The organism is Deltaproteobacteria bacterium, from assembly GCA_029860075.1.
In the GTDB taxonomy this organism is placed as follows: Bacteria; Desulfobacterota; JADFVX01; order JADFVX01; family JADFVX01; genus JAOUBX01.
Genome location: JAOUBX010000066.1, coordinates 1 through 25,520, shown reverse-complemented (window position 1 = coordinate 25,520; position 25,520 = coordinate 1). Strand labels below are relative to the sequence as shown.

At 44.1% G+C, this 25,520-nt stretch carries 24 protein-coding genes; 14 read left to right on the top strand and 10 right to left on the bottom strand.

Features of this window, described 5'->3' with window-relative positions:
* Positions 1-467 (top strand): protoheme IX farnesyltransferase (locus OEV42_16640; GenBank protein MDH3975903.1); only part of this gene is annotated, 467 nt, incomplete at its 5' end.
* A 127-nt stretch (positions 468-594) separates the two neighbouring features.
* Complete coding sequence (locus OEV42_16635; protein MDH3975902.1) at positions 595-5,448, top strand: NAD-glutamate dehydrogenase; 4,854 nt, start codon at positions 595-597, stop codon at positions 5,446-5,448.
* A 25-nt stretch (positions 5,449-5,473) separates the two neighbouring features.
* Here OEV42_16635 and OEV42_16630 read toward each other — a convergent pair whose 3' ends face one another.
* Both OEV42_16630 and OEV42_16625 read right to left on the bottom strand, forming a co-directional pair.
* A complete protein-coding gene (locus OEV42_16630; protein ID MDH3975901.1) occupies positions 5,474-5,881 on the bottom strand; it encodes a hypothetical protein in 408 nt (135 codons plus the stop codon).
* Between the two features lie 23 nt (positions 5,882-5,904).
* The gene (locus tag OEV42_16625; protein ID MDH3975900.1) at positions 5,905-6,252 is read right to left on the bottom strand and encodes a hypothetical protein; all 348 of its coding nucleotides are present in this window, start codon (positions 6,250-6,252) and stop codon (positions 5,905-5,907) included.
* Between the two features lie 154 nt (positions 6,253-6,406).
* Here OEV42_16625 and OEV42_16620 point away from each other — a divergent pair, with 154 nt between their 5' ends.
* Positions 6,407-7,576: an ISNCY family transposase gene (locus tag OEV42_16620; protein ID MDH3975899.1), complete on the top strand. Its 1,170-nt coding sequence runs from the start codon at positions 6,407-6,409 to the stop codon at positions 7,574-7,576.
* A 179-nt stretch (positions 7,577-7,755) separates the two neighbouring features.
* Here OEV42_16620 and OEV42_16615 read toward each other — a convergent pair whose 3' ends face one another.
* The 5 genes from OEV42_16615 to OEV42_16595 form a co-directional block, all read right to left on the bottom strand.
* Positions 7,756-7,995 carry a hypothetical protein gene (locus OEV42_16615; GenBank protein MDH3975898.1) on the bottom strand — a complete coding sequence of 80 codons (240 nt, stop codon included), beginning with the start codon at positions 7,993-7,995 and terminating at the stop codon, positions 7,756-7,758.
* Positions 7,949-8,170, bottom strand: coding sequence for a DUF2892 domain-containing protein (locus OEV42_16610; GenBank protein MDH3975897.1), 222 nt, complete (start codon positions 8,168-8,170; stop codon positions 7,949-7,951). The genes OEV42_16615 and OEV42_16610 overlap by 47 nt, the downstream gene beginning before the upstream one ends.
* Before the next feature lie 22 nt (positions 8,171-8,192).
* Positions 8,193-8,753, bottom strand: coding sequence for a DUF3365 domain-containing protein (locus OEV42_16605; protein ID MDH3975896.1), 561 nt, complete (start codon positions 8,751-8,753; stop codon positions 8,193-8,195).
* Positions 8,754-9,016: 263 nt separating this feature from the next.
* Positions 9,017-9,406: a DUF302 domain-containing protein gene (locus tag OEV42_16600; protein ID MDH3975895.1), complete on the bottom strand. Its 390-nt coding sequence runs from the start codon at positions 9,404-9,406 to the stop codon at positions 9,017-9,019.
* Positions 9,407-9,596: 190 nt separating this feature from the next.
* Complete coding sequence (locus tag OEV42_16595; protein ID MDH3975894.1) at positions 9,597-9,902, bottom strand: metalloregulator ArsR/SmtB family transcription factor; 306 nt, start codon at positions 9,900-9,902, stop codon at positions 9,597-9,599.
* 100 nt (positions 9,903-10,002) lie between these two features.
* Here OEV42_16595 and nfi point away from each other — a divergent pair, with 100 nt between their 5' ends.
* The 10 genes from nfi to OEV42_16545 all read left to right on the top strand — a co-directional run bounded on the left by nfi (position 10,003) and on the right by OEV42_16545 (position 20,591).
* On the top strand, positions 10,003-10,689 hold the full coding sequence (gene nfi, locus OEV42_16590; GenBank protein MDH3975893.1) for a deoxyribonuclease V: 687 nt from the start codon (positions 10,003-10,005) through the stop codon (positions 10,687-10,689).
* Positions 10,682-10,846, top strand: coding sequence for a hypothetical protein (locus OEV42_16585; GenBank protein MDH3975892.1), 165 nt, complete (start codon positions 10,682-10,684; stop codon positions 10,844-10,846). Before nfi ends, OEV42_16585 begins: the two co-directional genes overlap by 8 nt.
* A 35-nt stretch (positions 10,847-10,881) precedes the next feature.
* Positions 10,882-12,210: a ribosome biogenesis GTPase Der gene (gene der, locus OEV42_16580; GenBank protein MDH3975891.1), complete on the top strand. Its 1,329-nt coding sequence runs from the start codon at positions 10,882-10,884 to the stop codon at positions 12,208-12,210.
* Between the two features lie 125 nt (positions 12,211-12,335).
* Positions 12,336-13,136, top strand: coding sequence for a response regulator transcription factor (locus tag OEV42_16575; protein MDH3975890.1), 801 nt, complete (start codon positions 12,336-12,338; stop codon positions 13,134-13,136).
* A 137-nt stretch (positions 13,137-13,273) separates the two neighbouring features.
* The gene (locus OEV42_16570) at positions 13,274-14,197 is read left to right on the top strand and encodes a sigma-70 family RNA polymerase sigma factor (protein MDH3975889.1); all 924 of its coding nucleotides are present in this window, start codon (positions 13,274-13,276) and stop codon (positions 14,195-14,197) included.
* Between the two features lie 264 nt (positions 14,198-14,461).
* On the top strand, positions 14,462-15,127 hold the full coding sequence (gene tmk / locus OEV42_16565) for a dTMP kinase (protein MDH3975888.1): 666 nt from the start codon (positions 14,462-14,464) through the stop codon (positions 15,125-15,127).
* A gap of 1 nt (position 15,128) precedes the next feature.
* The gene (gene holB, locus OEV42_16560) at positions 15,129-16,124 is read left to right on the top strand and encodes a DNA polymerase III subunit delta' (GenBank protein ID MDH3975887.1); all 996 of its coding nucleotides are present in this window, start codon (positions 15,129-15,131) and stop codon (positions 16,122-16,124) included.
* Positions 16,118-16,999 carry a regulatory iron-sulfur-containing complex subunit RicT gene (gene ricT, locus OEV42_16555; protein MDH3975886.1) on the top strand — a complete coding sequence of 294 codons (882 nt, stop codon included), beginning with the start codon at positions 16,118-16,120 and terminating at the stop codon, positions 16,997-16,999. The genes holB and ricT overlap by 7 nt, the downstream gene beginning before the upstream one ends.
* Positions 16,989-18,890 carry a methionine--tRNA ligase gene (metG, locus tag OEV42_16550; GenBank protein ID MDH3975885.1) on the top strand — a complete coding sequence of 634 codons (1,902 nt, stop codon included), beginning with the start codon at positions 16,989-16,991 and terminating at the stop codon, positions 18,888-18,890. Before ricT ends, metG begins: the two co-directional genes overlap by 11 nt.
* Before the next feature lie 309 nt (positions 18,891-19,199).
* Positions 19,200-20,591: a YchF/TatD family DNA exonuclease gene (locus tag OEV42_16545; protein ID MDH3975884.1), complete on the top strand. Its 1,392-nt coding sequence runs from the start codon at positions 19,200-19,202 to the stop codon at positions 20,589-20,591.
* A gap of 32 nt (positions 20,592-20,623) precedes the next feature.
* Here the strand turns inward: OEV42_16545 and OEV42_16540 are convergent, their stop codons facing one another.
* Positions 20,624-20,941 carry a TRL-like family protein gene (locus OEV42_16540; GenBank protein MDH3975883.1) on the bottom strand — a complete coding sequence of 106 codons (318 nt, stop codon included), beginning with the start codon at positions 20,939-20,941 and terminating at the stop codon, positions 20,624-20,626.
* 142 nt (positions 20,942-21,083) lie between these two features.
* On the bottom strand, positions 21,084-21,944 hold the full coding sequence (locus OEV42_16535) for an SPASM domain-containing protein (protein ID MDH3975882.1): 861 nt from the start codon (positions 21,942-21,944) through the stop codon (positions 21,084-21,086).
* Positions 21,945-22,143: 199 nt separating this feature from the next.
* Here OEV42_16535 and OEV42_16530 point away from each other — a divergent pair, with 199 nt between their 5' ends.
* Entirely contained in the window at positions 22,144-24,369 is a 2,226-nt protein-coding gene (locus OEV42_16530) for a TonB-dependent receptor (GenBank protein ID MDH3975881.1), read from the top strand.
* Positions 24,370-24,422: 53 nt separating this feature from the next.
* On the opposite strand, the gene OEV42_16525 is transcribed toward OEV42_16530, so the two are convergent.
* Entirely contained in the window at positions 24,423-25,331 is a 909-nt protein-coding gene (locus OEV42_16525) for a CDP-alcohol phosphatidyltransferase family protein (GenBank protein MDH3975880.1), read from the bottom strand.
* Between the last annotated feature and the right edge of the window lie 189 nt (positions 25,332-25,520).

Below are 25,520 nucleotides of genomic sequence, written 5' to 3'. Positions count from 1 at the left end.
GCAGCTGGGCCAACATTATTATTGGCGGAATGGCCGGGAGTTTTGCCGTGCTTGCCGGCGCAGCTTCCGTTAATCCCGAAATGTGTGCGCTGCCTCTTATTTTAGCCCTGGTCATGTTTTTCTGGACACCTTCCCATTTCTGGAGCTTTGCCATTGTTCACAAGGAAGAGTACAGAAAGGCAGGGGTTCCCATGCTTCCCGTTGTTATCGGTGACAGGAAGACGGCCATATACATTCTTATCAATACGATACTGCTCGTGGCTTCCTCTTTTCTTCCTACCTATTATGGTTATCTCGGCATGTTCTATACCGTTGCCGCATCCGCTTCCGGTGCATATTTCATATTAAAAAATATCCAACTCCTGAAAAGTCAAACATCGCAGATTGCATGGCAGAATTTCAAGGCATCCATGTATTACCTGGCCATACTTTTTTCTGCCGTCATATTCGATATTGTCCTCACCTGACAGGTGAGCCGGGTGAAGCAGGACTTTATAGCGGTTATAGAAAATGTCAAAGCTGATCTGAAATGAGGAGAGAACAATCTTAATTAACTGCCGGACTAATTTATCAACCTGACAGGACCGGTCATCAATGCAAACAATCAAAAAGAACAAAATGGGGGAAATCGACAAGCTTCTTTCCAATAAAGGAAAAGATTCCCTCTTTTCAGATTTCCTGGCCATCACGTTAAAAACCCTCCCCAATAATTTATGGAAAGATTTAAGCGGCGATGAAATACTTCATGCCGTCGAGGACTACCTTCGTGTCATATCCGATACTCCGCCTTATGAGCTAAAGGGCGGTAAAAAGCATTTCAAACCAAAAGTCAGGGTCTACAATCCAATGGAAGACTCTGATCACAAACATCTTTTCAGCCGTGACACGACGGTTGTAGAGATACATACGACGAACAAACCCTTTATTTTTGAGTCTGTCAGGAACTATTTCATAAAGAAAGGCTTTCGTATTATCGGGGTGGTTCATCCCACTTTCCATGCAGAAAGGGAGGAGAGGAAACTGATAAGGGTTTCCAACGGCTGTAAGGGAGAGTGCGAGCTTTTTATCAATTTCTATATTGAAAAAATTACGGAAAAGGGGAAGATCAAAGAAATTTGCCATGATATTCCGGCTATCCTCAGGTGTTTGTCTTATTCTATTGATGATTTCTATGAGATGAAAGAAAAACTTAACCATCTGTCAGATTCTATTGATGGTCTTCAAGTTCCCTACAGCATCTATAACGGAAGGGAGGTTTGTGAATTCTTAAAGTGGATTGCCGCAGATAACTTTGTCATCCTTGGTGTCAGGGATTACGAAATAAGGGAGGAAAAGGGGAAGAAACTCCTCTTTACGGATGAGCAAAAAGGGCTTGGCATATTTCGGGAAAAGGGGCTTGTTGAGAAGATTATACCGGGTTTTATAAGAGAAGTTGAAGATATTATCCTTTTGAGAGCAGCAACTGACAGGTTTGTATCATCCGATTTTTGCAGCAGTGGCGATAATATTATCTACCAGCTTTCACCGGTTGAATTTTTCAGTATAAGACATGACAAATGGACCGAGGGGGAGAAGCGGGAAACCGTTCTTATCGGCAGGCTTACCAGGGGCGCTACAAACTGGAGAAGTGATGCCATTCCCATCCTGCGGCGTAAATCACAACTGTTGACGGAAAATGTCGAAGAAGGCGCCAGTTCATTCGAGTTCCGCGAGGCGAGGGCCATATTTAATTATCTGCCCAAGCAGGAGATACTCTACACGACTATTGAACAGCTAAGAGAGACTATCTTCAATATCATGTCCGCCCAGAGTGATGAAGATGTTACCGTACACATCCGTATGGGGGATAAGGGGCGTTACGCCATGGTTATGGTTACCATAGCGAGGAACGACAACAGCTATTCCGTCAGGCGGGCCATAGAAAGGCATCTCACGACCTATTTCAACAGACCTCTTGCCCTGTGGCATCATTCCAGCACGGAAGCAAGGGCCCTCCTCTTTTATTACTTTGTTTCTCCCGGCAAGGAATTTGAAGAAGTGAGTTCTCTTGTTTTAGAAGATGCCATCAGGGAAATATCAACCGATTGGGATGAGCGCTTCTATCTCGCCCTTTACAACGATATGGAATCAAGGGCTTCTCTTCTCTTTAACAGGTATATCGGATCTATTGACAAGCTGTACAAGGATTCGACCCCGCCAAAAGATGCCCTTCCGGATATTAATAAGCTGGAAGATCTTTTTAATGATGGTTCTTTACAGATAGGGTATCGCCACCAGGGAGAAGGCCTTGCCATACTAAGCCTCTATTCTTTAACAACCGTTCCGCTTATGCAGATTTTGAAGGAGCTTGAGAACTTCGGTCTCTATGTGACAGGTGAACAGGCTTGCTATTTTAAGGATATCCCCGGAAATGGAAGCGCTTTTCTTTACAACTACACCATAAAAGGTGAGCCCCTGGAGCTTGGAAGGTTAAAAGGTCTTATTCCGCTTTTCTATGATGCCCTGGTTTCCATCAGGGAAGGCCGCCTGGAAGATGACCGTCTGAACAGACTTCTGACGCTGGAGGGTATGGAGTGGCGCGCCGTCGACCTTATTCGCACGCTCAAAAACTATCTTTTGCAGGCTAACAGGGTATATAACAACGCCTCTGTCATAGAGACGATCATCAGGTACAGCTATTACGCAAGGGATCTTTTCGGACTTTTCCATGTAAAGTTTAATCCCGGAATTAAATCGAAAAAAGAGAGAAGGAAGCTCCTCCTTGAGGCTGAAGAAAGGGTATTGGCCCATCTGGCTGATATTCAGAGTCTTGGAGATTACCAGATCCTTAATTCTCTTTTCCAGGTAGTGGGGGCAACGGTGAGAACCAACTTTTATATAAAACCTGAAAAGGAATATATTTCCATAAAGGTTTCAGCCAGAGAGCTTGCCATTATCCCTTCACCGAGGCCGATGGCTGAAATTTATGTTCATTCACCCACCTTTGAGGGTATTCATCTCCGTGATGGCAGAGTCTCAAGGGGAGGGATTCGCTGGAGCGACAGGGGAGATGACTTCAGGACGGAAATCCTGGCCCTCATGAAGACGCAGAAACTTAAAAACGGAATTATCGTGCCTGAAGGGGCTAAAGGTGGTTTCTTTGTAAAAAAGAGACCATTCCTTGCAAAGGAGGGCCTCTATGAATACATGAAAGCCCAGTACAGTTTATTTATCAATGGTCTGCTGGATCTTACCGATAATTATGCGGAAGAAAAGGAAATATCCCCCAAAGGGGTGCTTTCTTATGATGACTTCGATCCCTATCTTGTCGTTGCTGCCGATAAGGGGACGGCGCTTCTTTCAGACCGTGCAAATGAGATATCGAAGAACTGCAACTTCTGGTTGGGAGATGCCTTTGCTTCAGGGGGAGCAACAGGGTACGACCACAAGAAGATCGGCATTACCGCCCGCGGCGCCTGGGAATCGATAAAAAGGGAATTCAGGGAAATCGGTATCGATGTTCAGAAAGAGTCTGTTACTGTTGTGGGAATCGGTGATATGTCGGGTGATGTTTTCGGTAACGGCATGCTTCTTTCCGATAAGCTAAAACTGGTGGGAGCTTTTAACCACCTCCATATCTTTCTCGATCCCCATCCGGATCCCCAGAAGAGTTTCCGGGAGCGAAAGCGCCTCTTCGGCCTTGCCAGATCTTCCTGGAACGATTACAGCAGCGATCTTATCAGCAAGGGTGGAGGCGTCTATCTCCGTTCGGCAAAGTCCATTCCCGTCAGTCTCCAAATGGCTGAATATCTTGGAACGGAAAAGCGTGAAGTCACCGGTGAGGAGATGGTTAGGCTGCTTTTGACAGCCGGCGTTGATCTCCTCTATAACGGAGGAATAGGAACTTACATAAAATCGACAGATGAAAATGATATGGAAGCAGGGGACAAGGCTAATGACCGGGTAAGAGTCAACGGGCGCCGGGTAAGGGCCAGGATCATAGGGGAGGGCGGCAACCTGGGTATGACTCAGAGAGGGAGGCTTGAATATTCCAGGGGAGGCGGCAGGTGCTATACGGACGCCCTTGATAATTCAGGCGGCGTCAATATTTCCGACCATGAAGTCAACCTCAAGATCATGCTTACCTATCTTCTCGAAAAGGGTGAGATCAGGAGCCTTGAAGAGAGGAACAGGATACTTTTGGAGATGACCGACCAGGTTTCCCAAAAAGTGTTGAAGAATAATTATCTCCAGAGCGCAGCCTGCTCAATCGATTCCTTGAGGGCCGGGAAAAATTCTGAGGCCTTTATTTTTGTTATCGATGAAATGGAGAGAACCACCGGGCTTGACAGGTCAGAGGAATTTATTCCCTCGTCACAGGATATGAAAGAGACGCTGCAAAAGGGCGATAATGTTTTTTCCCGACCAATGATAGCCTCTCTCATCGGCTACCAGAAAATGGTCTATTACCGCACTATCCTGGAGTCAAACCTTCTTGATTCATTTTATGTGCAAAAATACCTTGTCGATTACTTTCCCGAAAGGATGAGGCGGGAGTTCGAACCTTTCCTTGCAGAGCACAGGCTGAAAAGGGAAATTATTTCCACGGCTATTGTTAATCGAATTATTAACCGGGCAGGCATTTCCCTTTTCCCTCTTATCGCTTCCTACACGGGAAAAACCATCCCTGAAATAGCAATGGCTTATATAATTGTGGAAAATCTCCTGCAAGCTGAAAAGTTCAGGGAAGAGGTCCATGCCCTCGATAATATGGTTTCTGCCGACCTGCAGTACGAGTACCTTATCGCCATGGAGGAGATCATTGCCTATGCCATTCGATGGTTCCTCGTCCACCAGCCGGAAGAGAGGATCTCCTTTGATTTTATCCTCCAGTATTCGCAGGCCGTCAAAAGTTTTCACCATGGTCTCTGGGAGTGCATCGGTGAAATTTGCCGGCATGAAAAAGTTGCTCTTCTTTCAGACAATGTAAAAAGAGACGTTGAAATGAAGGTTCCTGACGCCCTGGCAAAGTCTTATGCCGTTCTTCCTTTTATGAAGGATGTTATGGATATTATCAGGATTAAGGAAGAGCACCATGCAAACTTTAACGAAACGGCCCGCCTCTATCTCAAGGTGAGTGATTATTTCAATATTGACTGGCTCATCGATTCTGTAAACGCAATTAAAGCTTCCGACCGCTGGGGAAGTGAAAGCGTTTTCAATATGCGCCATGAGCTTAAAGATTGCCAGGATGGCATCGTTTTAACGGTTCTCAATTTTAAGCGTAAAAGTGAAGACCTGCAGGAGGCTTTTGAACACTATCTCCAGGAGAAGGTTGATGATGTTGAAGATTATAACCGGAGTGTGGAAGAACTGAAAGGGGAAGGGAAGGTGGGTATTATTTCGCTCAGCGTCATCATCAGGAAACTTTCGCGATTTATGGTGAGAAGTGAGGATGAGAGAGGGTAGTGGACGGGGAGCCTTGTTTCGTCCTTCAGCTTCGTGCAAACTTTACCCAGAAAGCTGCTGTTATACCCCAGGCGGCATTGAAAATAATAACGAAGAGCGGTGTAAACGTTCCCAGGGCCAGTCCCATTACCCCCTTATTGGCAAAGTGGGGAAAAATGATGAAAAGCTGAACGACTGTAGGGCCTATACTCATGAACAGTCCTCTCCCGATGGTTTTTCCTTTGAATAGGGGAATAAGAAACAACGCTCCCCATATCCCTCCCCAGACAATTCTCGGATAGAGCCACCCTGCCGTCAGGCGAGGTGCAATACTTACATCGAAGATGGCCGTAATGCCGTATTTTCCCGCTACCCAGGCGGTGAGGCTGTTGACCAGACCTCCCAGGCATCCGGCGGCAAAGAGGATGGATAAATTTCTGGCCGTTGCTTTCATGAGTTCCCCCTTCTCTTCAATGACTAATAGGTAATACTTTCCGCCGGTTTGCCTTCTTTTTCTATCTTTTTCTCCCTGAGCTTACCCCTGGAATCATAGTGATAGTGTTCGGTAAGAATAACATCTCCTCTTTTATAGGCCCTGAAAATCTTGACCCTCTTCTTTTCATCATAAACAGATTCGAAATATTCGTAATTTTTGAATACCTCTTCAAAATTTTTCTCTACCGTAATTTCGGAAATATTATTTTTTGTTTCATAATCCTCGGCAAAATAGGAAAGCCCCGGTTTAATGGTTTCAGGCCTTGCCTGAGAGATTGATGTGACGGCCAGAATGAGAATAGCCGAAAGTAATAGGGATATTCCTTTCATTGCTTCCTCCTAATTATAAAATATTATGACCATTCTAGCTTTTAAGGTTTTATATGGCAAGGAAAAGAAAGAATTTTGTTAGTAACAAGTATACTGTCCGGAATTGTAACAAGTAATTTGTCCGGTTTATGATTATCTCCGTAAAGGAGATAGGATGAAACGAACAGAACTGTTGCAGGAGGTCAGAAAAGTGAGATTTGAAGAGGTATTAAAGATATGGACAGAGCGAAGTATAACTCAAGAAGAAGCGGCACAAATATTGGGAGTCAGTGATCGCACTTTCAGGCGTTATATTGATCGGTATAAAGAGGAAGGGCTTGAAGGTTTATTGGACAAGCGTTTGACACAGGCATCAAGCCGCCGGGCACCTGTTGATGAAGTAATGGATCTGACCAGTCAGTATAAGAGCCGCTATAGAGGCTGGAATGTAAAGCACTTTTATTCTTTTTATAAAAAGGGAGGAGGCATAAGAAGTTACAGTTGGGTTAAAAATGAGCTTCAATCTGCCCGTCTTGTCCCTAAAGTTAAGAAGAAAGGTGTTCATAGGAGACGTAGAGAACCCTCTCCCCTTCCTGGCATGATGCTTCATCAGGATGGCAGTAGCCATGAATGGGTTGCGGGTAAAATGTGGGACCTCATAGTAACAATGGATGATGCTACCAATGAGCATTACAGCATGTTTTTTGTAGAAGAAGAGGGGACTGCCAGCAGCTTTAGAGGAGTAAGAGATGTTATTGAAAAGCATGGGCTTTTCAGCTCATTCTATTCGGATCGCGGAAGCCATTACTGGATTACACCGGAAGCTGGAGGGAAGGTTGATAAAGATAATTTAACCCAGTTTGGACGTGCAATGAGGCAGCTCGGCATAGATATGATACCTGCCTATTCACCTGAGGCAAGAGGTCGATCTGAAAGAGTATTTAAAACCCACCAAGACCGTCTGGTAAAGGAGTTGGCTCTCAATAACATTACCACAATGGAAGAGAGCAACCGATATATAAAGGATGTATATTTACCTGCTTACAATAAAGAGCTAATACGCCCGGCATCACTCCAGGGGAATGCTTTTGTCCCTATGGTTGGTATAAATCTGAATGAGATTCTTTGTGAGCAATATGAACGTAAGGTTGGCGCTGATAATTGTGTTCATTTTGAGAAGAAACAGTTACAGATACCAAAGGATAAGTACAGGTTTCATTATGTAAAAGCAAAGGTTCGGGTACATCGTTATTCTGATGGTTCACTGGCGGTCTTTCATGGCCCTAGAAAACTCTCTGTTTATAATTGTGAAGGTCAGCTGAAGAAGATAAAAAAGGCGGCTTAGTAATTAAAAGTGATGATGCGATTTATTGAAGGAAAGCCCCTTCGGGCTCCGCCCTCAGGGACTTTCCTTAACGATGTAAAAACCGGACAGTTCATTTATCATAAAACCGGACAGTTCTATTTGTTGCTAACAGGGAAATAGCTTAAGGGAGATCGCCTTGCAGGACATTAAGAGACTTGTCATCGCCTGGTAAACAGAAAGAGGCTTGACGAACACCCTGCCTGTTTGACGGTAATAGATATGCTGCCGGTCCTCTTTTCCCTGTTCCTGTGAAAGGGGAGGGAATGTCCGTTAACATGGCCCTCCCCCTTAAATTCCCGGCAGGGGCATTTTCTGCGGACAGCGCCGGGCTGACCGATTGGATGACCGATCTTATCCGCCCTGTGCTGATTGTCGGGATGGCAAGCAGGGTCTGACACCGAACTTCTTTAGTATGGTCATCATTCCGCACCAGTTGGAAAAGCCTGACTGAAAAAGGTTTATACCTACAAAGGCGGTAAACCATAACCATTTTGTTGAATGAAGTTCAGCCAGTACCAGGCTTAAAAGAATAAATGTGCCGGCAATGAGTCTCAATAATCTTTCTACATGCATTCTTTTCCCTCCTTTCTTTCTTTTATTCGCTTATGGGGACCATAACCTGTATTATTCCCCTGAGATGGCCGACCTTAAATCCATAGGCCTTGTCCCGTGGGTATTTTTTCTTTATAAATTCCGGCCTTTTCTCTTTTTCACCATGACAATTAAGGCAGGCTTTTTCAACATAAACGGGACGGCTGTACTTAACAAAATTCCTGTCCTTTAAAGTAACTTTCTCCCAGAGGCCTTTTTTATCGGGATTGCTGCTGAAAAAGTCATGAAGCTTTACATCTTCTTCCGTTGCTTCATGGGCGGGATTCCTGTTTTTAATGGCGGCATGACGGATTTTAAGCCCTTCTTTTTTAGCAATCTCCATGGCTTTCTTTTTAACGGGCCCGCAGACACTTTTAAAAAGGTCAGGCGTTATCTTCATATCCGCATCAAGCAGTGAGGCCGCTCTTTCACTTCTTAATTCGGTAATCTGGTCAGCAACCTTTTTGGCCTTGCTCTTTACCCTTTCTTCCGACGTCCCTCCCGACGCCTGAGTTCCGATAATAACGATGGAAAGCGCTAAAAAATAAATCATCATTTTCTTCATAAGAACCTCCTTTTTTTAACCTGGAAACCATGAGCCGACTCAGCAGTGTCCGGTTCGGGTTTTGCAGAAATTTAAAAACGCCCTCCCTTTCAAGGGGCATCGATGCCCCTTGAGGGTAGAGGGTCGGGGTGGGAATAGGTTAACGTGGAAATGATATCAAAAAAATAACCCATCCCCCTCCTGACCTCCCCCTTGAAGGGGGAGGAACATCGGTGCATTTCTAATCGGACAATACGGGAACCACCGGCTGTTTCCAGGTTTAATTAAATAAGATCGATGACATTAATCAGTTTTTGCCTGACTTCTTTTGCAATCCCGGCAAGGACCGGATTATCGACCATGTTCATGGCTACAATAGGATCGATGACCGAAACAGTGCTGCCGCCATCGTCGTTTTCGTAAACAATGACATTGCAGGGAAGCAAAAGACCGATGTTGTTTTCAGAAGTAAGCGCCTTGTATGCATAGGGCGGATTACAGGCGCCGAGAATGACGTACCTCTTAAAATCCTTGTCCAGTTTTTGTTTGAGAGTCGCCTTTACATCAATTTCGGTTAATACGCCGAAACCCTCTGTCGAAAGGGATTCCCGTACTTTACTGACAGCCTTGTCATAGTCGAGGTCAACTTTTTTGGATATACCGTAATCACTCATCAATAAACCTCCATAAAATATTGTTATATGTCATTCATTGTTGTCGGCAGTATTCTTTTTTTCATCCCGGGACCCGGGTTGACAGGTTTCACTCATTCAGGTTTGTACGCCGAATTTGGGCAGTATGTACCTGTTAAGCGCAAACCAGCCTGCCATGATAGCTGCAAACAAAAGCAGATCTTTCATGATTTTAGCTCCCTCCTTTTCTTTTCTCATCCATGCAAGCGGCCACTATATTTTTTACAACAGCGTTGCTTGCCCGGTAATGAATCCTGTTGCCTTCTCTCTTTCCTGTAACGATTCCCTTGTTTCTCAGCAGGGAAAGATGCTGTGATATAACAGGTTGGGGAAGGTCCAGGCATTCCCGGATATCCTTGACGCAACACTCGCTTTCAATAAGGCCTGCCACGATTTTCAACCTTGCCGGATGCCCCACAGCTTTAAGTATATCAGCTTCTTTTGAAAAATCGATTTTCCTGCTTTCTTTTTTATTCATGTTCCTTTAATATATATTCATAGTTTAATATATTCAAATATTAAGATACTCTTATTATAAAATAAGTTGCAAGAAAAAAATATTATTTTATACTTTGACCATGCATATCCCTGAAATACCCTCGTGGAATGTCTCTACTGCCGAGGCAGTGGAAATCCAGAAAGCATTGAGCAAGCGGGTTCTTTTGAAGCCTCTTGCAAAGGCCGTTCACCGGGTGGCCGGAATAGATGTTTCCTATGACCGTGGTTCAGACCACTTTCATTCGGCTATTGTGGTGTTTTCATTTCCTGAAATGGAGCCCGTCGAGATGGTGACGGCTTCCTCACGGGTGACCTTTCCCTATATTCCCGGTTTTTTATCTTTCCGGGAGGGTCCTGTTGTAATGGAAGCGTTCAAAAAGCTGATAAAGAAGCCTCATCTCCTCATTTTTGACGGACAGGGAATTGCCCATCCGAGGCGCTTGGGCATTGCATCGCACCTGGGTGTGCTCCTTGGCATACCTTCCATCGGTTGTGCCAAGAGCAGGCTATGTGGAGAATATAATGAACCCGGCAGTGAAAAAGGGGATTCATCTCCCCTTAAGATTGGTAATGATGAGCTTGGCCTTGTTTTGAGAAGTAAAAGAGGGGTAAAGCCGCTTTTTGTTTCTCCCGGCCACCTGATCGATGTAAAAGGGAGCAAGGCGATGGTCCTGGCTGCGACAGGAAAGTACAGACTGCCTGAACCGACAAGGCAGGCCCATCTCCTGGTAAACAGGGCAAGAGTGGAAATGAAAAAAAATGATTAAAAGATTTTGTTCCCATGAGGCCGGTTTATCGCCCCTGGTAAAGTGGACGCCTTCTTTTTTGTCTGTCCTCTTCTTCAGGGCGGCAAGTCCTCTCCATAATAGCCTCCTGCTTCTGCATTTAACAGATGTTGATTCTCCACAGGCAAGGATTCCTTGAATAAAAAAGTGTACTGCTCTATCATATGAGACCTTATGAAACCCGTTGTTGCCATAGTCGGCCGTCCCAATGTGGGCAAGTCCACCCTTTTTAACAGGCTTACCAGGACCCGTGATGCCATCGTCCACGATATGCCCGGTGTTACAAGGGACAGGAATTACGGTGATGTGCATTGGTACGGGAAGCTTTTTACCCTTATAGATACCGGTGGCTTTGAGCCCGTTTCGGAAGACAGGATGCTTGTTCAGATGAGAGAACAGGCCCAGCTTGCCATGGAGGAGGCTGACAGCATTATCTTTCTCATGGACGGGAAAGATGGTCTTACTCCTTCCGATGAAGCTGTTGGTGAAATGCTGAGAAGGGTGAAAAAGCCTGTTTTTTACGTTGTTAACAAAGTTGATGGCGAAAGCCAGGAAGACGGCGCTACCGATTTTTACCGCCTCGGCATAGAAAGTTTCTCTACCATTTCGGCAGAGCACAACCGGGGTGTATATGACCTTGTAACTGAGGTGGTTAGTTCCTTTCCTGAACTCGACAGGGAAGAAGAGAAAGACCTTGTAAAAGTTTCCATTATCGGCAGGCCCAATGTAGGCAAGTCTTCGCTGGTAAACAGGCTGCTCGGCACGGAAAGGGTTGTCGTGAGCAATGTGCCCGGCACGACGAGAGACTCTGTTGATTCACTGCTCCAGGTTGACCATAAAAAATATCTGCTCATTGATACGGCCGGCATCAGAAGAAAAAGCAAGGTCAGTGACAGGCTTGAAAAATATACAATTATAAAGGCCTTGTCATCCATTGAAAGGAGTGACGTCGTTATCATCCTTATCGATGCTTCGGAGGGGATAACGGAGCAGGATGTGAAGGTTGCCGGATATGCCCATGAAAAGGGGCGCGCATGCATTATAGCCGTTAACAAGTGGGACCTTATAGAAAAGGATAACTCCACTGTCGGTAAATATGTAGAGCAGATAAAGCTGGACCTTAAGTATATGGATTATGCGCCTATCCTGTTTATTTCGGCATTGACCGGCCAGCGGGCAATCAAGGTCTTAACGCTTGCCGATGAAGTTGCTGAAGAAGCGGCAAAACGCGTGTCTACGGCTGAGCTTAATCATATCATTAAAGAGGCGGAAAAAAGGCACCACCCTCCGTCATATCAGGGGAAGTTTGTGAAACTTTACTATTCATCTCAGGTTTCTGTTTCACCTCCTACCTTTGTTATTTTTACCAATCATCCGAAAGGAATTCATTTTTCCTATGAAAGATACCTGGAAAACAAGATCAGGACGACATTTGGTTTTGAGGGCACGCCCGTAAGGCTCCTTTTTAAGGAACGGTCGGGGCGGAAGAAAATATTTAAATAAATTTTCCTTCATTTTTTGCGTCATCTTTCTTAATATGGATTTTATTGTTGCTCTGCGCTGATTTTGCTTGACAATTAGTGCACATTTGTTAATTTATTAAGTTCCTGATTGACGTTGGAGGTGTAATGGTCGGTGTTAATAAAAAAGGGGCTTTAGCCAGGAAAAAAGGTCGTTTGCTGGTTATTGATGACGAGAAATGGATTTGTGAAAGTCTGTCCCTCCTGCTTTCCCGCAGAGGTCTCCATGTAGATTCGGCGCTTTCAGGTAATGAGGCGCTTAAGTTTGTAAAAAAAGAGCTCGTCGACCTGGTTATTCTCGATTATAATCTCCCCGATATGACAGGCCTCGACGTTTTGGCCGCAATAAGGGAGATCGCTCCTGATCTTCCCGTTTTATTTATGACGGGCCATGGTTCGGAAACGATATCGATTAAAGCCTTCAAACTCGGCATATCAGATTACTTTATCAAACCTTTCGATCCCAAAATCCTCATTGAGAAAGTCCTCGATATTGTCGGTGAAAGGAAAGACAGGGAGGCCACTTTTTTTGCGGGCCTTCCCCTTCAGCCTGATTTCGACGATGAACTTATTGAGGATTCCAAAGGTATCGGCAGGGCTGTAAAATATTTGAATGATAATTACAAAACGCGAATTACCCTGGAGGAAGTGGCTAATGTTGCCGGTGTGAGCAGGTATCACTTCACCCGCCTCTTCAAAAAGGTCATGGGCATTTCCTTTACTAACTACCTAAACTATTTTAGAGTCAAAAAAGCTGAAGAAGCGCTTTCCCAGCAAGATGCAAATATTTCCGAAATCGCCTTTTCTGTGGGATTTAACAGCCTCAGGCAATTCGAGAGAGCCTTTAAAACCACGCTTGGTCAAACCGCCGCAGAGTACCGAAGAGATAAATACCCCGAAATTTATTGAATTCGCAAAAAAAAATGCATATTAGCAATATATGTCGCACATTTAGCAATATGTGACGCGACAAAGCCCTTTTTTTGTGTGACAATGGCATTATTTAGAATACCTATTGATGCTATAAAGCAAGAAAGGGGTTAAAAATGGATAAAGCTTCTTTTTCGTCTGAGGGAAAATCTCATTCGATGAACAGGAATAGTGGAAAAAAATATTCCTTTTCAGGAAATACTTCTGAGAACCTTGCTATTTACCTGAAGGAGATCAGGAAAATTCCACTGCTGACGGCGGAACGTGAAAGGGAGGTGGCTATCAGGGTCCAGCAGGAGGACAAAGAGGCCGTCGATACGATGATCTCCTCCAATTTGAGACTGGTTGTCAAGATCGCCAAAAAATATGTTAACAGGGGCCTCCCCTTTCTCGATGTTATCGAGGAAGGAAATATAGGGCTCATAAAGGCAGTCTACAAATTTGATCCGTCGAAAGGCTACCGCTTTTCCACCTATGCCACCTGGTGGATCAGGCAGTGTATTGAAAGGGCCATTGTCAACCAGTCAAGGGTCGTCAGGCTCCCCGTTCATATTTCCGATGAAATTAACAAGATGCTTAAAACATCGAGAGAACTGGTGCTTGTTCTTAACAGGGAACCGACGGTAGAGGAACTGGCCCAGGAAATGAGAACGACACCCAAGCAGATTACGAAGCTCTCCATGCTCATAAAAAGAACGGCTTCCCTCGATAATAGTATGGATCAGGACTCCAGTTCCGATTTTAACTATAGCTTGCAAGATGTGCTGGAAGATACGTCCCTTAATCCGCCAAGTTTTGATATTGATATAAAAGACAGGAAGATGGAGATCGGGCGCTGGCTCGATACCCTCAATGATACGGAAAAAAGTATTATAGCCATGCGCTTTGGACTCGAAAAAGATGATACCATGACACTTGAGAGCATTGGAAAGGTCTTTGGTGTTACCCGGGAAAGAATCAGACAGATAGAAAAGGCGGCAATCGACAAGCTGCGAAAGTATACCATGAGATGCAATATCAGCATGTCTGATGTTACCTGATAATGTTTTATAAGGAAGCAGAAGGGGGAAGAGTTTACTCTTCCCCTTTTTTTTGCAGTTTCATAATGAAAATCCCTTGTCATCCCAAACTCCTGAACAGGAATTTGGGTTTTTCCTTGCTCATAGCGTAATATTTTTACTATAATTAACCTGCCTTTAGTCATTTTTACGTCACTATTTCCCTAATCATTGTCAAAATCCTGATTGGACCTTCTTTTCGATCAGCCGGGAAGGTGTATAAATTATATTTAGAAGGAATTCTCCTTGGCTTTATTTATAACCTTTGAAGGGACAGAGGGGTGCGGAAAAAGCACCCAGATTGCCCTTTTGTCGGAATACCTTGAACAAAATGCGGCGCCTTATGTCATGACGAAAGAGCCGGGGGGGAGCGCGGTCTGTAAAAAAATCCGTGAACTGCTTCTCCATTCGGAAAATAGTGACATCAGGCCAAAGGCCGAATTGCTGCTTTATGCGGCTGACAGGGCCCAGCATGTGGAAGAAATTCTTTCCCCGGCTTTAAGGGAGGGGAAAACGGTCCTCTGTGACCGATATCTTGATGCTACCGTTGCCTATCAGGGCTACGGCAGGGGGCTTGATCTCGATCTTGTCGGGGAACTCAATGGCCTTTCATCGGGAGGGCTCATGCCGGACCTTACCTTTCTTATCGATTGTCCCGTAGAGACCGGTATCGGCAGGGCCCTTAAAAGGGCAGAAAGTGAAGGCTCCCGTGAAATCCGTTTTGAAAATGAGCATATCTCATTTCATGAAAAGGTGAAAAAAGGGTATATGGCCATTGCCGCAGCCTGTCCTGAAAGGGTCGTTGTTGTTGACGGTACGCTTTCTGTGGAAAAACTGCATGAAACAATATTGGAAATCTACCTGGATAAGGCCGGCTCCCCGGCAGCAGGCAGTGAGCGGGAGCTAAGGTAACTTGAGTCTTCAAAGCGGGATAAGAGGGCACAGAAGGCAGGTTGAAATTATTGAGCGGGCCTTTGGAAGCAATAGGGTTCCCCATGCCTATCTCTTTGCCGGTATGAGTGGTATCGGGAAAAGGAGGGTAGCCCTTAACCTGGCTTGCGCGCTTCAGTGCAGTTCCACAGGGGAAAAACCCTGTGGTATCTGTAATGGTTGCAGGAAAAGCGCAGATCGTAACCATCCTGATATTATATTGGTTGAACCTGACGGGAAGTTTATTAAAATAGAGCAGATCAGAGCACTTCAAAAAAGACTGGCTTATAAACCCTTTGAAGGCAAAGCTGCCGTTTGTATCATTGATGGCGCCGACAAGATGAATCCGGCGGCAGCCAACGCTTTACTTAAATTGCTCGAAGAACCGCCTGCGGCAGCCTATTTGATTTTGCTGGCGGAGAACGTAAGGCAACTGCTTCCTACTATCATCTCAAGGTGTCAGAAGATCAAGTTTAATACCCTTTCCAATGATGAAATATCGGATATTCTTGTAAAAGAGCAGGGTCTTTCAGAAAGGGATGCCGCCGGTATTGCAAGGATTTCCGAAGGGAGCCCCGGCAAGGCCCTTTCTTTTTTTGAAAGTTTTCCGGCAGATGAGAAGGAGCGGCTCCTTTCTGCCGTAACGGAACTTGGGAGTATGGATGAGGTTTTTTCTCTGGCAGAAGAACTGACCAAAAAAGACAGCCTTGAAAAGCTGATGGATTCCCTGGAAATTATCAAGTTTTATTTAAGGGACCTGGCTTTTGTTAAGGCCGGTATGGGAGAAGACCAACTGATTAAAATTGCGCATCAGGATATTATGCGGAAAGGAGAAGCATTCTATTCCCTGAATTCTCTTCTCCACATGGCGGAGGCTGTCAGTGGAACGGAGACTGCTCTCTTAATGAATGGCAACAAGAGGCTTGCCGTAGAAGATATGCTTATAAAATTTTATTATGAAAAGGCAACATTATGCTGAAAATTGTAGGAATAAAATTCCAGGAGTGGGGCAAGATCTACTCCTTTGACGCCCAGGCCTTTGACCTCAAGCAAAGGGAGAAGGTTATTGTCGAGACCGAATCGGGCCTCTCTTTCGGCGCTGTCAAGCTCGAACCTTACGAGGCAGGCGAAAAAGAGCCGGCGAGGGGCTTAAAGAAAGTGCTTCGCAAGGCAACAGATGAAGATTTTATGCAGATCGAGAGAAACAGGGAAAAGGAGATTGAGGCCTTTAACCGTTGCAGGGATATTATAGAAAAAATGAATCTTTGCATGAAGCTCGTCAATGTGGAATACCTGTTTGACGGCAGCAAGGCGATTTTTTATTTTACTGCCGAAGAGCGGGTTGATTTCAGGGAACTGGTCAAGGACCTTGCCTGTCAGCTCCATATCAGGATTGAAATGAGGCAGATCGGGGTCAGGGACGAAGCCAAGAAAAAAGGGGCTGTCGGACCCTGTGGCAGGATGCTTTGCTGCTCCACCTGGATTACCAGTTTTGAGCCTGTCAGTGTAAAAATGGCAAAGAAACAGGGGCTTTCTCTAAATCCTGCCAATATTTCCGGCATGTGTGGACGGCTAATGTGCTGTCTGTCCTATGAATACCAGAATTATGTCGATGGTATGATGACCCCTGTTTCACCTCCTCCTGTTGTCCCGCCCGAACCTGCAAAAGAAAAGCCCCGGGTAAAGCAGGCGCCGCCTAAAAAAGAAGCTGCCCGGCAGTCTCCGAAGCAGGCCGATACCAGGGAAAAGAGCGGTGAACAGAAAAATGACAACAATGGAAGCGATAAAAATGACAAGAAAAACCGCTTCAGAAGAAAAAAGAAAAGGTGGCGTAAAAAAACAAATGAACAATAAATTTTATATAACGACCCCCATATATTATGTCAATGATGTTCCTCATATAGGTCATGCCTATACAACGGTGGCGGCTGACGTAATGGCCCGTTACAGGAGACTTGAAGGGGATGAGGTTTTTTTTCTGACGGGAACGGACGAGCATGGCCAGAAAGTGGAAAAGGCGGCTGCCGCAAAAGGAGAGGCGCCGATTGAGCTGGCCGACAGGGTGGTGAAGCGTTTCAGCGGTCTCTGGGAAAAGCTTAATATTTCCAATGATGATTTTGTCCGCACCACGGAAGAAAGGCACAGAAAGACGGCGCAGGAACTATTCCGGCGTGTTGAGGAAAAGGGAGATATTTATCTGGGAGAGTATGAAGACTGGTATTGCACGCCCTGTGAGACCTTTCTTACGGAGAATCAGTTAATCGATGGAAACTGTCCCGATTGCAAACGACCTGTTGATAAACTGAAAGAAGAGAGCTATTTCTTCAAAATGTCCGCCTACCAGGAAAGGCTTCTCAAGCATATCGAGGAAAATCCCGATTTTATTCAGCCCCAATCGAGAAGGAATGAGATCATCTCTTTTGTGAAAGAGGGCTTAAGGGATCTTAGTATCAGCCGGACGACCTTTAAATGGGGCATCCCCGTGCCGGGTAATGAAAGGCATGTTATCTACGTCTGGTTCGATGCGCTCACAAACTATATTACGGCGCCGGGCTGTTTTTCTGAAGAAGAGCGCTTCAATAAATTCTGGCCTGCTAATGTTCATCTTATCGGGAAGGACATATTGAGGTTTCACGCCGTCTATTGGCCTACCTTTCTCATGGCTGCCGGCCTGCCTCTGCCCAATAAGGTTTTTGCCCATGGCTGGTGGACCGTGGAAGGCGAAAAGATGTCCAAATCGCTGGGAAATGTGGTTGATCCCTACAGCGTAGCCGATGAGTTCGGTGTCGATCCTTTCCGCTATTTCCTCATGCGGGAGGTTTCTTTTGGACTCGATGGTGATTATTCGGTTAACGCCTTCATCGGGAGGATAAACAGCGACCTTGGTAATGATCTGGGAAATCTGCTTAACAGAAGCCTTACCATGGCTGAAAAATATGCAGATGGCGTCATCCCCGCAGCGAAGAAGGGTGACCCCCTTGACGACAATCTTGTCAGTGTTGCCGCACAAAGTCTCAGGGGCTACAGGGAATCCATGAACAACCTCGCCTTTAACAGGGCCCTCGATCATTTATGGGAGCTTATCAGGGAGACGAACAGGTATATCGACCACTCTGCGCCCTGGAAACTGGCAAAAGAGAAGGACCGTCTCGATACGGTGATTTACACATTTATAGAGTCGCTGAGGCATATTTCAATCATGCTTTCACCCTTTATGCCCGAGTCAGCCAAAAAGATGTGGATTCAGCTCGGTATAGCAGATGTTGAAGATCGCCTGACGCTTTCCAGTATTGAACAGTGGGGAGCTTTCCCGGTGGGGCTCAAGGTTAAAAAAGGGGAAATACTTTTCCCGCGGGTGGAAGTTAAGAAAGAAGAGAAAACTAATAAAAAGCAAAAAGAGAAGTTGGAGAAAAAGGCTGACATGGAAAATGTAATTTCTATTGATGATTTTATGAAGGTTGAACTGAAAGCCGGTATTATCAAAGCGGCCGAAAGAGTGCCTAAATCGGAAAAACTTGTCAGGCTCCAGGTCGATACGGGCGAGCTGAGGCAGGTTGTTGCCGGTATCGGAAAAGATTATGAGCCGGCAGACCTCATCGGCAAGCAGGTGGCCGTTGTAACCAATCTAAAGCCTGTCAAGCTGATGGGCGTTGAATCACAGGGAATGATCCTTGCCGCCGGTGGTGATGGACTTAAACTGACAACCTTTGACGGCGACGTTAAGGCGGGGACGAGAATCAAATAATCCAAATGTCAGGAAAATAAGGGGATTTTTCCCTTTTATCCACATATTTTATTGTCGCTTGTGGATAACTTGACAGGAATGATGATATAAGTATCTAAAAGTGGCCTCTTCTGCCAAACTAATATATTGACGTTTGTAAGTTGTTGATTTGACTTGATAATTTATTTCGCTGCTCTCTTGCCTTATTTTTAGGCAATCTGCTGCCGTCCCCGTCACAGAAGGCTTTTTTAATGCCGAAATTTTCTATCCCGATAACTTATCCACAGTTTTTGTGGAAAATCATTTAACCCTTTGAACTATAATATTTTTATGGAAAAGAGCAGTAAAAAAATTACATTTATCGACTCTCATGCCCATCTTGATTTTCCCGATTATGGTCCGGACCTTGATTCGGTTATTGAAAGGGCAAATGCGGCAGGTGTGGCCAGGATCATAACTGTCGGCACCTCGCTTGCCGGGAGCAGGTCTTCTCTTGAACTGGCCCGCAAGTATCCTTTCATATACGCAACGGCCGGTGTTCACCCTCACGAAGCGGGAGAGGTAAGAAAGGAGACCTGCGACGGTATAAAGGCGCTTTTGCAAAATGAAAATGTTCTTGCCGTCGGTGAGGTGGGCCTCGATTATCATTATGACCATTCTTCCAGGGAGGTGCAAAGAGAAGTCTTCAGACGCTTTATTGCCCTGTCGAGGGAAGCGCATTTGCCGCTCGTTATTCATACGCGTGAGGCGGAAAGGGATACCCTGGAGATTCTGCGCAGTGAGAAAGCAGGAGAAGAAGGGGGCGTTATTCACTGTTTTTCAGGCACGCCTGAAATGGCTGTGGACTGCATCAAACTCGGTTTTTATATTTCCATTCCCGGCATTGTTACCTTCAGGAAGGCGACTAACATTCATGAAGTAGTGAGAAAAATCCCCATTGAAAAGATGCTCATAGAGACGGACTCCCCTTACCTTGCGCCTGTTCCATACCGGGGCAAGAGGAATGAACCCTCTTATGTGGTAAAAGTCGCCGAAAAGATTGCCGAGCTTAAGGGCCTTTCCCTCGAAGATGTAGCGAGAATTACAACGATGAATACGGAAAAGCTCTTTCGCATAGGGAACCTTGAAAAAGCAAAAATTGCTTACAGGATCAGGGATTCGCTTTACCTTAATATTACCAGCCGCTGCACCAATGCCTGTCCCTTTTGTCCCAAAAACAGGGATTTCGTTGTTAAGGGCCATTATCTGGAGCTTGAAAGAGATCCTGATTTTGCAGAGATAATCAGCGCCATTGACGATCCCTCTCCCTATGAGGAGGTTGTTTTTTGCGGCTTTGGAGAACCCTTGCTAAGGCTGGATGTCATTAAGGAAGTCGCGGCATGGCTTAAGGAAAAAGGGGCAAAGGTAAGAATCAATACGGACGGTCTTGCCAATGCCGTTTATAAGCGAAATATTCTGCCCGAACTTGATGGCCTTATCGATGCCCTTTCGGTAAGCCTCAATGCGGATACTCCCGAGCTTTATGATAAAATCTGCCGTCCCCCCTTTACCGGCGCCTACGAAGCGGTGAAAGACTTCATCAAAGAGGCGGGAAAGCACATTCCCCATGTGACGGCTTCTGTCGTCGGCATCCCGAATCTCGATATTGAGAAGTGCCGGAAAATTGCCGAAGAGGAGCTTGGCGCTGCCTTCAGGTTGAGACCGCTCAATGAAGTAGGGTAAGGTTTTTCCCCCGGAAAAGGCGGAAGAGAACCTTACTCGCCGTAAACAATTACCGTATCTTTTGTGTAGACATCAAAGAAGTAGGTCTGTTTCTGACGGTCCACGTGATGTACCTTGCTGATCCCGCCGTTATTCATGGCGGCCTCAATGCTGCAATCGCCCACCGCCACAAGCCAGGCATAGGAACTGCAAATGGAACTTCCCGCTTTTGCCTTGTTGGCGGCAGTCGGCTTGACACTCAGGCTCGGCAGAGGTGTTTTTATATTTGTGTAGATAGCGCCGCACCCGGCAAGCAGCACCGGAAAAGCCAGTCCCATCAATATCATGGATTTGAGCATTCTTTTTTTCATCTCTTTCCCCCCTTTTATGGTTTTTCAGTTTTATTTATTATGATAACTATGATAGCAGTATCCAGGGGCTATGCAAGAAAGCGGGTGGGGTAAATAAGGGGTAAAAGAGAATTCTTCCTCTTTTTACTTTTTGTCCTTTATTCTAACTTTTTTCTTCATAAAGACCTTCATCACAATTTGCACAAAAATTTTCACGTTTACCGGATAAAAGCATTCGACGGTAATTATTGGCAGGTTCAGAGTGCCATATTGTAAATATGTTATGTTCCATAATGTGATCAAAGCACACCTCATATTTATAGTCCATACAGCATAGAACAACCTCTCCCGTGGATCCTATTGCGAGCTTTTTAAAAGGGTAATAACAAAAATTGTTAACAGATTTCTCTTTGGTTAAAGAAGACTCTTTTTTGACATTCCCAGCTCTATTTGATAGTACCTCGTTTGTACTCCGTTTGTGATATGTTATCTTGGGATTATCTTTAAAACTCTTGATGATTTCTTTAATGTTAGGGGCTTTGTAGCCTTTATCATATTTTTCAGCAGACATGTAATCCTCAATATTGATATTATCAAGTCCTTCCTTAAAGAGATCTTCAAGTAATGAGGCTGTTAAAAGTTGTCCATTGGTGTTGATATCCAGGAACGCTCTCGGGCAATTTTCTTTCGTGTGTCGTAGCATTTTAAGTAAACGGGTTTCTAAAAGTGGCTCATTGGTTATGAAAAAGGCTATACGTCCTGAAAAGTTGACATTAGCTAAGTCACTAATAATTTTTTCAAAAACTGTCCATTCCATTTCTTTGAATGGACGTTCATGGTGAGATTGTGGGCAAAAGCTACATTTTCTATTGCAATCAGTTCTGGTTTCAATTAAAACCTGTGATGGATCAGGAAATCTGGCGTTTATTTCATAATATGTGCTGTAGTAATTCAATAACTTTTTTTTTGATATATCGCCGTAGTTTTGTCCTCTTATTATTTTTCTTGAGCTTTCAATAAACATAAAACTCTCCAATCAAGATGAGAAAAAATACTTTAATTGAAAAATTACTATCATTGGCAATATTATGCAATAATTAAAAATGCTGTTACTATTTTTGTTTTTTAATGACACAATTATATTTTATGATAGAAAAAGTTTACTAGTAGAAATTCCTATGCTAGACTTTGGGGTAATTCTTAGAGGGGGCCTTCCATCAATCATGAATTATATAGGAAAAATCATCTTATCGTTTATTGCTGTTTTTGTTCTTTTCCCTGTTATTGCTCTCTCAAGTGAAAGACAGATGGAGCGGGAAGAACTGCTTTTTTGGGAAATCCCCAAAGTTATTACAGCGACAAAGACCGTACAATCTTTACCTGAAGCGCCTGCCACAGTTGTGGTTATAACCAGGGCGCAAATAAAGCATCGGGGTTATCGTAACCTCCTTGACTTACTGAAAGATATGCCGGGAGTTGATGTGCAGGATAGATGCTGTCAGGAAACATACAATAGCATAGCTATGAGAGGAATATTTAAGCAGGAAAAAATAATCATCATGATGGATGGTCACCGCATAAGTTCACCGACTGGTGAAAAGCTTCCTATTGCAGAAAACTTCCCTCTCTATAATGCACGGCAGGTAGAAATAGTTTATGGACCGGCTTCAGCCCTGTATGGTGCCGATGCTTTTGCCGGTGTGATTAATATTATTACAGAAGACCCTGACCGCATTAATGGATTGGACTTGACGACGGCGGCAGGCTCTTTTGGTTACAAATACGGTCACTTTAATTTTGGCGGAAAACTTTCAGAAAATACCAAAATTTCACTTGCCGCCCATTCTCACTCTTCCGACAATGCTGATCTTCCCGACTATTATGATGAATACAAGCTGGAAGATATTTATTATGATCATGACCATAATGGGGGCACTGCGGATGTGCTGCTCGTTGCCGGCAAAGACAGAAACTTCGATATGGGGACCAAGAGCCACACCGGTTTTTTAAAGCTTGATATTAATGATGAGTTTACTTTGGGCTATAGTAGATCATTTTTCAGACATCCTTCCGGCCAGGGGAGTACGCCTGATAAAGCGTTATTTGATAACAATGTGAAGTGGGAAACCCTTGTTAATAATTATTATGCCGACTACAACTTTAAGAGCGGTCGTAATTTATCGGGAGAATCTTCTCTGAGTTATCTTACCTATGAAGTTCTGCCCGGAAGCAAATTTATTAATAATTTTACTAATTTTGAAAATACCGCATACAAATATGCCAACGGGAAAAGGTTCAAGATTGAGCAGCAGCTGAACTATGAAATAAACGAGAAAAATACTATTGTCGGTGGAATCTCTTTCGAAGACTTTTATGCATTGCCGAAAACTTTCGATCTCACGAATGAGTATGACAGGGACTTATCCTCTGATGAGCAAGGTTTTTCCTATGCAGGTACGAATGAAAGTATTCCGATGAAGATATACGAACTGCGCTATAAGAACTATGGCGCTTATTTGCAGTTACAATCAAGTTTAAACGAAATAATATCAGCTACCCTGGGGGCACGATATGATGAAAACAGCCGTTATGGGGATACGTTTAATCCCAGGCTTGGTTTTGTTGTAGAGCCTGCTAAGAATACCAGGGTGAAACTTCTCTATGGAGAGGCTTCGCAAGCGCCTTCTCCTTTTAATGCATATGCCGGTTTTGGTGCTTTTGAAAGTGGACCAGATATTGATGGAGATTATGTGGGCGGCTACTTTCACCTTCCTAATCATGATTTAAAACCTGAAAAATTAAGGACCTATGAATTGGGATTGCACCACAGTTCACCTTCCAGGCTCACAGTTAGCGCAAATATTTTTTATACTGAAATTGATGATTTAATATTGGATTCAGACTGGTATACTACGACAAATACTACTGCTATTGAGGGTGGAAAGATTAATCCCTGGAAAAGGAAAGAAAATATTGGGGAAGCCAATTATTATGGTGGGGAGCTGTCGCTCGATTTTGAGCATAGACTTTCCGGGATAAATATGCGCTATTGGATAAACTATTCTTATGTTGACGGCAGACAACAAAAAGAGGGCTACAAAGAGACAGAACATCAATCCATAGCCAAAAACAAAATAAAGAGTGGTCTCACAGCATCGTATGGCAACTTTTATATTACCCCTGCCATCAAGTGGATTGGTCGGACAAATAACAGGCTTGTTTTAAGTACTTCTAAATCTTATTCCAAAGATGAACGGACTGTAGATGACTATGTCCTGGTGAATCTTCATATGGGTCTGAATGAACTGGTTGGGGGGCTTTCCACTACACTTAATATTCAGAATCTACTTGATAAAAGATATTACAATAATGGAGAGGGTTCACAGCGGTTTCTATCCATGCCCCAAGAACCAAGACGCATTGTCTTCAGTTTGAATTATAAGTTCTAATAGTAAATATATTTAAGCTTGTCTTGGAGAGTCATTTTTTTAATGTTTAACCGTTAGTAATTGTTAGTTTCGTTTTTTTTTCTCAGTGATGAATTTATTTTCAGAAAATAAACTACCAGTAAATAAATATTCCAGGGCACTATCAGGGAAATTAAAAAGCCTGCAATGTTGTCACAGATAGTAAAAAGGAAGAGCGTAAAAATCTGCGTTCCAAAGCATAAAGGGGAGAAAAGGGTAACAAATTTTTTATTTGTGTACCAGATGTTTTCTGCTTCTTTTTCGTCGAGATGATCGTTTTTCAATTTGAATTTTTGATAGGCTTTTTTGTCTACTGCTGCAACGAGTTTGTCCTGCCAGCCATATAGAAGCCGGTAAATCCAATGCAATATAAAAAGCAAGAGACCGCGAAAACCATTTTCATCGTATTTTTCCTTTTCATCTTCCCGTGATTCATCGGTCTTGTTTATTCCCTCGCCATAGAGACAGGTTTTGTAGCTCACAAGGTAATAATTGTAAAAAGAACACTGGATAAAAGCCATGGTCATGGCAAAATAGGCATAGCCGAATGCCGGTGGAGAAGCATTCCTTTCCGCCAGGTTATAAGCGATGCCTGTGAAGAGACAGAGATAAACAAGGGCATCTGCCAGCGAGTCGAGAAATCGCCCTAACCTGCTTGCCATCCCCTTTGCTCTGGCCAGGTGGCCATCTACGTTATCAAAATAATTTTTGATAACAACTAATACCGCAGCTGGAAGAGAAAGATAAAATTCTCCCATGGAATAAAGGTAAGATGCGATGATTCCTATGAAAAGGGAGGTCAAAACGATAAATTCCGGCCTTACCGGCGTGTAATAAAGTATTTCTACAACACGCATGAAGCCGGGAGCCCAGAGGTGGTTAACGTTAAAATACCTGTGCTCTTCCTTGAACTTTGACGCTTTTTCTGTTGAGAACTTTTCCATGATGTTTTTCCATTTTGTCAATGTCCCCCTCTAATATGTTTTACACAAACGGCAGAAATGTCAAGAATATTTTGATCAATTGTTAGTAACAAGTATACTGTCCGGAATTGTAACAAGTAATTTGTCCGGTTTATGATTATCTCCGTAAAGGAGATAGGATGAAACGAACAGAACTGTTGCAGGAGGTCA

Coding starts and splice junctions, on each gene's coding strand:
- OEV42_16635 (MDH3975902.1), top strand. CDS start 595: ATGCAAACAATCAAAAAGAACAAAATGGGGGAAATCGACAAGCTTCTT.
- OEV42_16630 (MDH3975901.1), bottom strand. CDS start 5,881: ATGAAAGCAACGGCCAGAAATTTATCCATCCTCTTTGCCGCCGGATGC.
- OEV42_16625 (MDH3975900.1), bottom strand. CDS start 6,252: ATGAAAGGAATATCCCTATTACTTTCGGCTATTCTCATTCTGGCCGTC.
- OEV42_16620 (MDH3975899.1), top strand. CDS start 6,407: ATGAAACGAACAGAACTGTTGCAGGAGGTCAGAAAAGTGAGATTTGAA.
- OEV42_16610 (MDH3975897.1), bottom strand. CDS start 8,170: ATGCATGTAGAAAGATTATTGAGACTCATTGCCGGCACATTTATTCTT.
- OEV42_16605 (MDH3975896.1), bottom strand. CDS start 8,753: ATGAAGAAAATGATGATTTATTTTTTAGCGCTTTCCATCGTTATTATC.
- OEV42_16600 (MDH3975895.1), bottom strand. CDS start 9,406: ATGAGTGATTACGGTATATCCAAAAAAGTTGACCTCGACTATGACAAG.
- OEV42_16595 (MDH3975894.1), bottom strand. CDS start 9,902: ATGAATAAAAAAGAAAGCAGGAAAATCGATTTTTCAAAAGAAGCTGAT.
- nfi (MDH3975893.1), top strand. CDS start 10,003: ATGCATATCCCTGAAATACCCTCGTGGAATGTCTCTACTGCCGAGGCA.
- OEV42_16585 (MDH3975892.1), top strand. CDS start 10,682: ATGATTAAAAGATTTTGTTCCCATGAGGCCGGTTTATCGCCCCTGGTA.
- der (MDH3975891.1), top strand. CDS start 10,882: ATGAAACCCGTTGTTGCCATAGTCGGCCGTCCCAATGTGGGCAAGTCC.
- OEV42_16575 (MDH3975890.1), top strand. CDS start 12,336: ATGGTCGGTGTTAATAAAAAAGGGGCTTTAGCCAGGAAAAAAGGTCGT.
- OEV42_16570 (MDH3975889.1), top strand. CDS start 13,274: ATGGATAAAGCTTCTTTTTCGTCTGAGGGAAAATCTCATTCGATGAAC.
- ricT (MDH3975886.1), top strand. CDS start 16,118: ATGCTGAAAATTGTAGGAATAAAATTCCAGGAGTGGGGCAAGATCTAC.
- metG (MDH3975885.1), top strand. CDS start 16,989: ATGAACAATAAATTTTATATAACGACCCCCATATATTATGTCAATGAT.
- OEV42_16545 (MDH3975884.1), top strand. CDS start 19,200: ATGGAAAAGAGCAGTAAAAAAATTACATTTATCGACTCTCATGCCCAT.
- OEV42_16540 (MDH3975883.1), bottom strand. CDS start 20,941: ATGAAAAAAAGAATGCTCAAATCCATGATATTGATGGGACTGGCTTTT.
- OEV42_16535 (MDH3975882.1), bottom strand. CDS start 21,944: ATGTTTATTGAAAGCTCAAGAAAAATAATAAGAGGACAAAACTACGGC.
- OEV42_16530 (MDH3975881.1), top strand. CDS start 22,144: ATGAATTATATAGGAAAAATCATCTTATCGTTTATTGCTGTTTTTGTT.
- OEV42_16525 (MDH3975880.1), bottom strand. CDS start 25,331: ATGGAAAAGTTCTCAACAGAAAAAGCGTCAAAGTTCAAGGAAGAGCAC.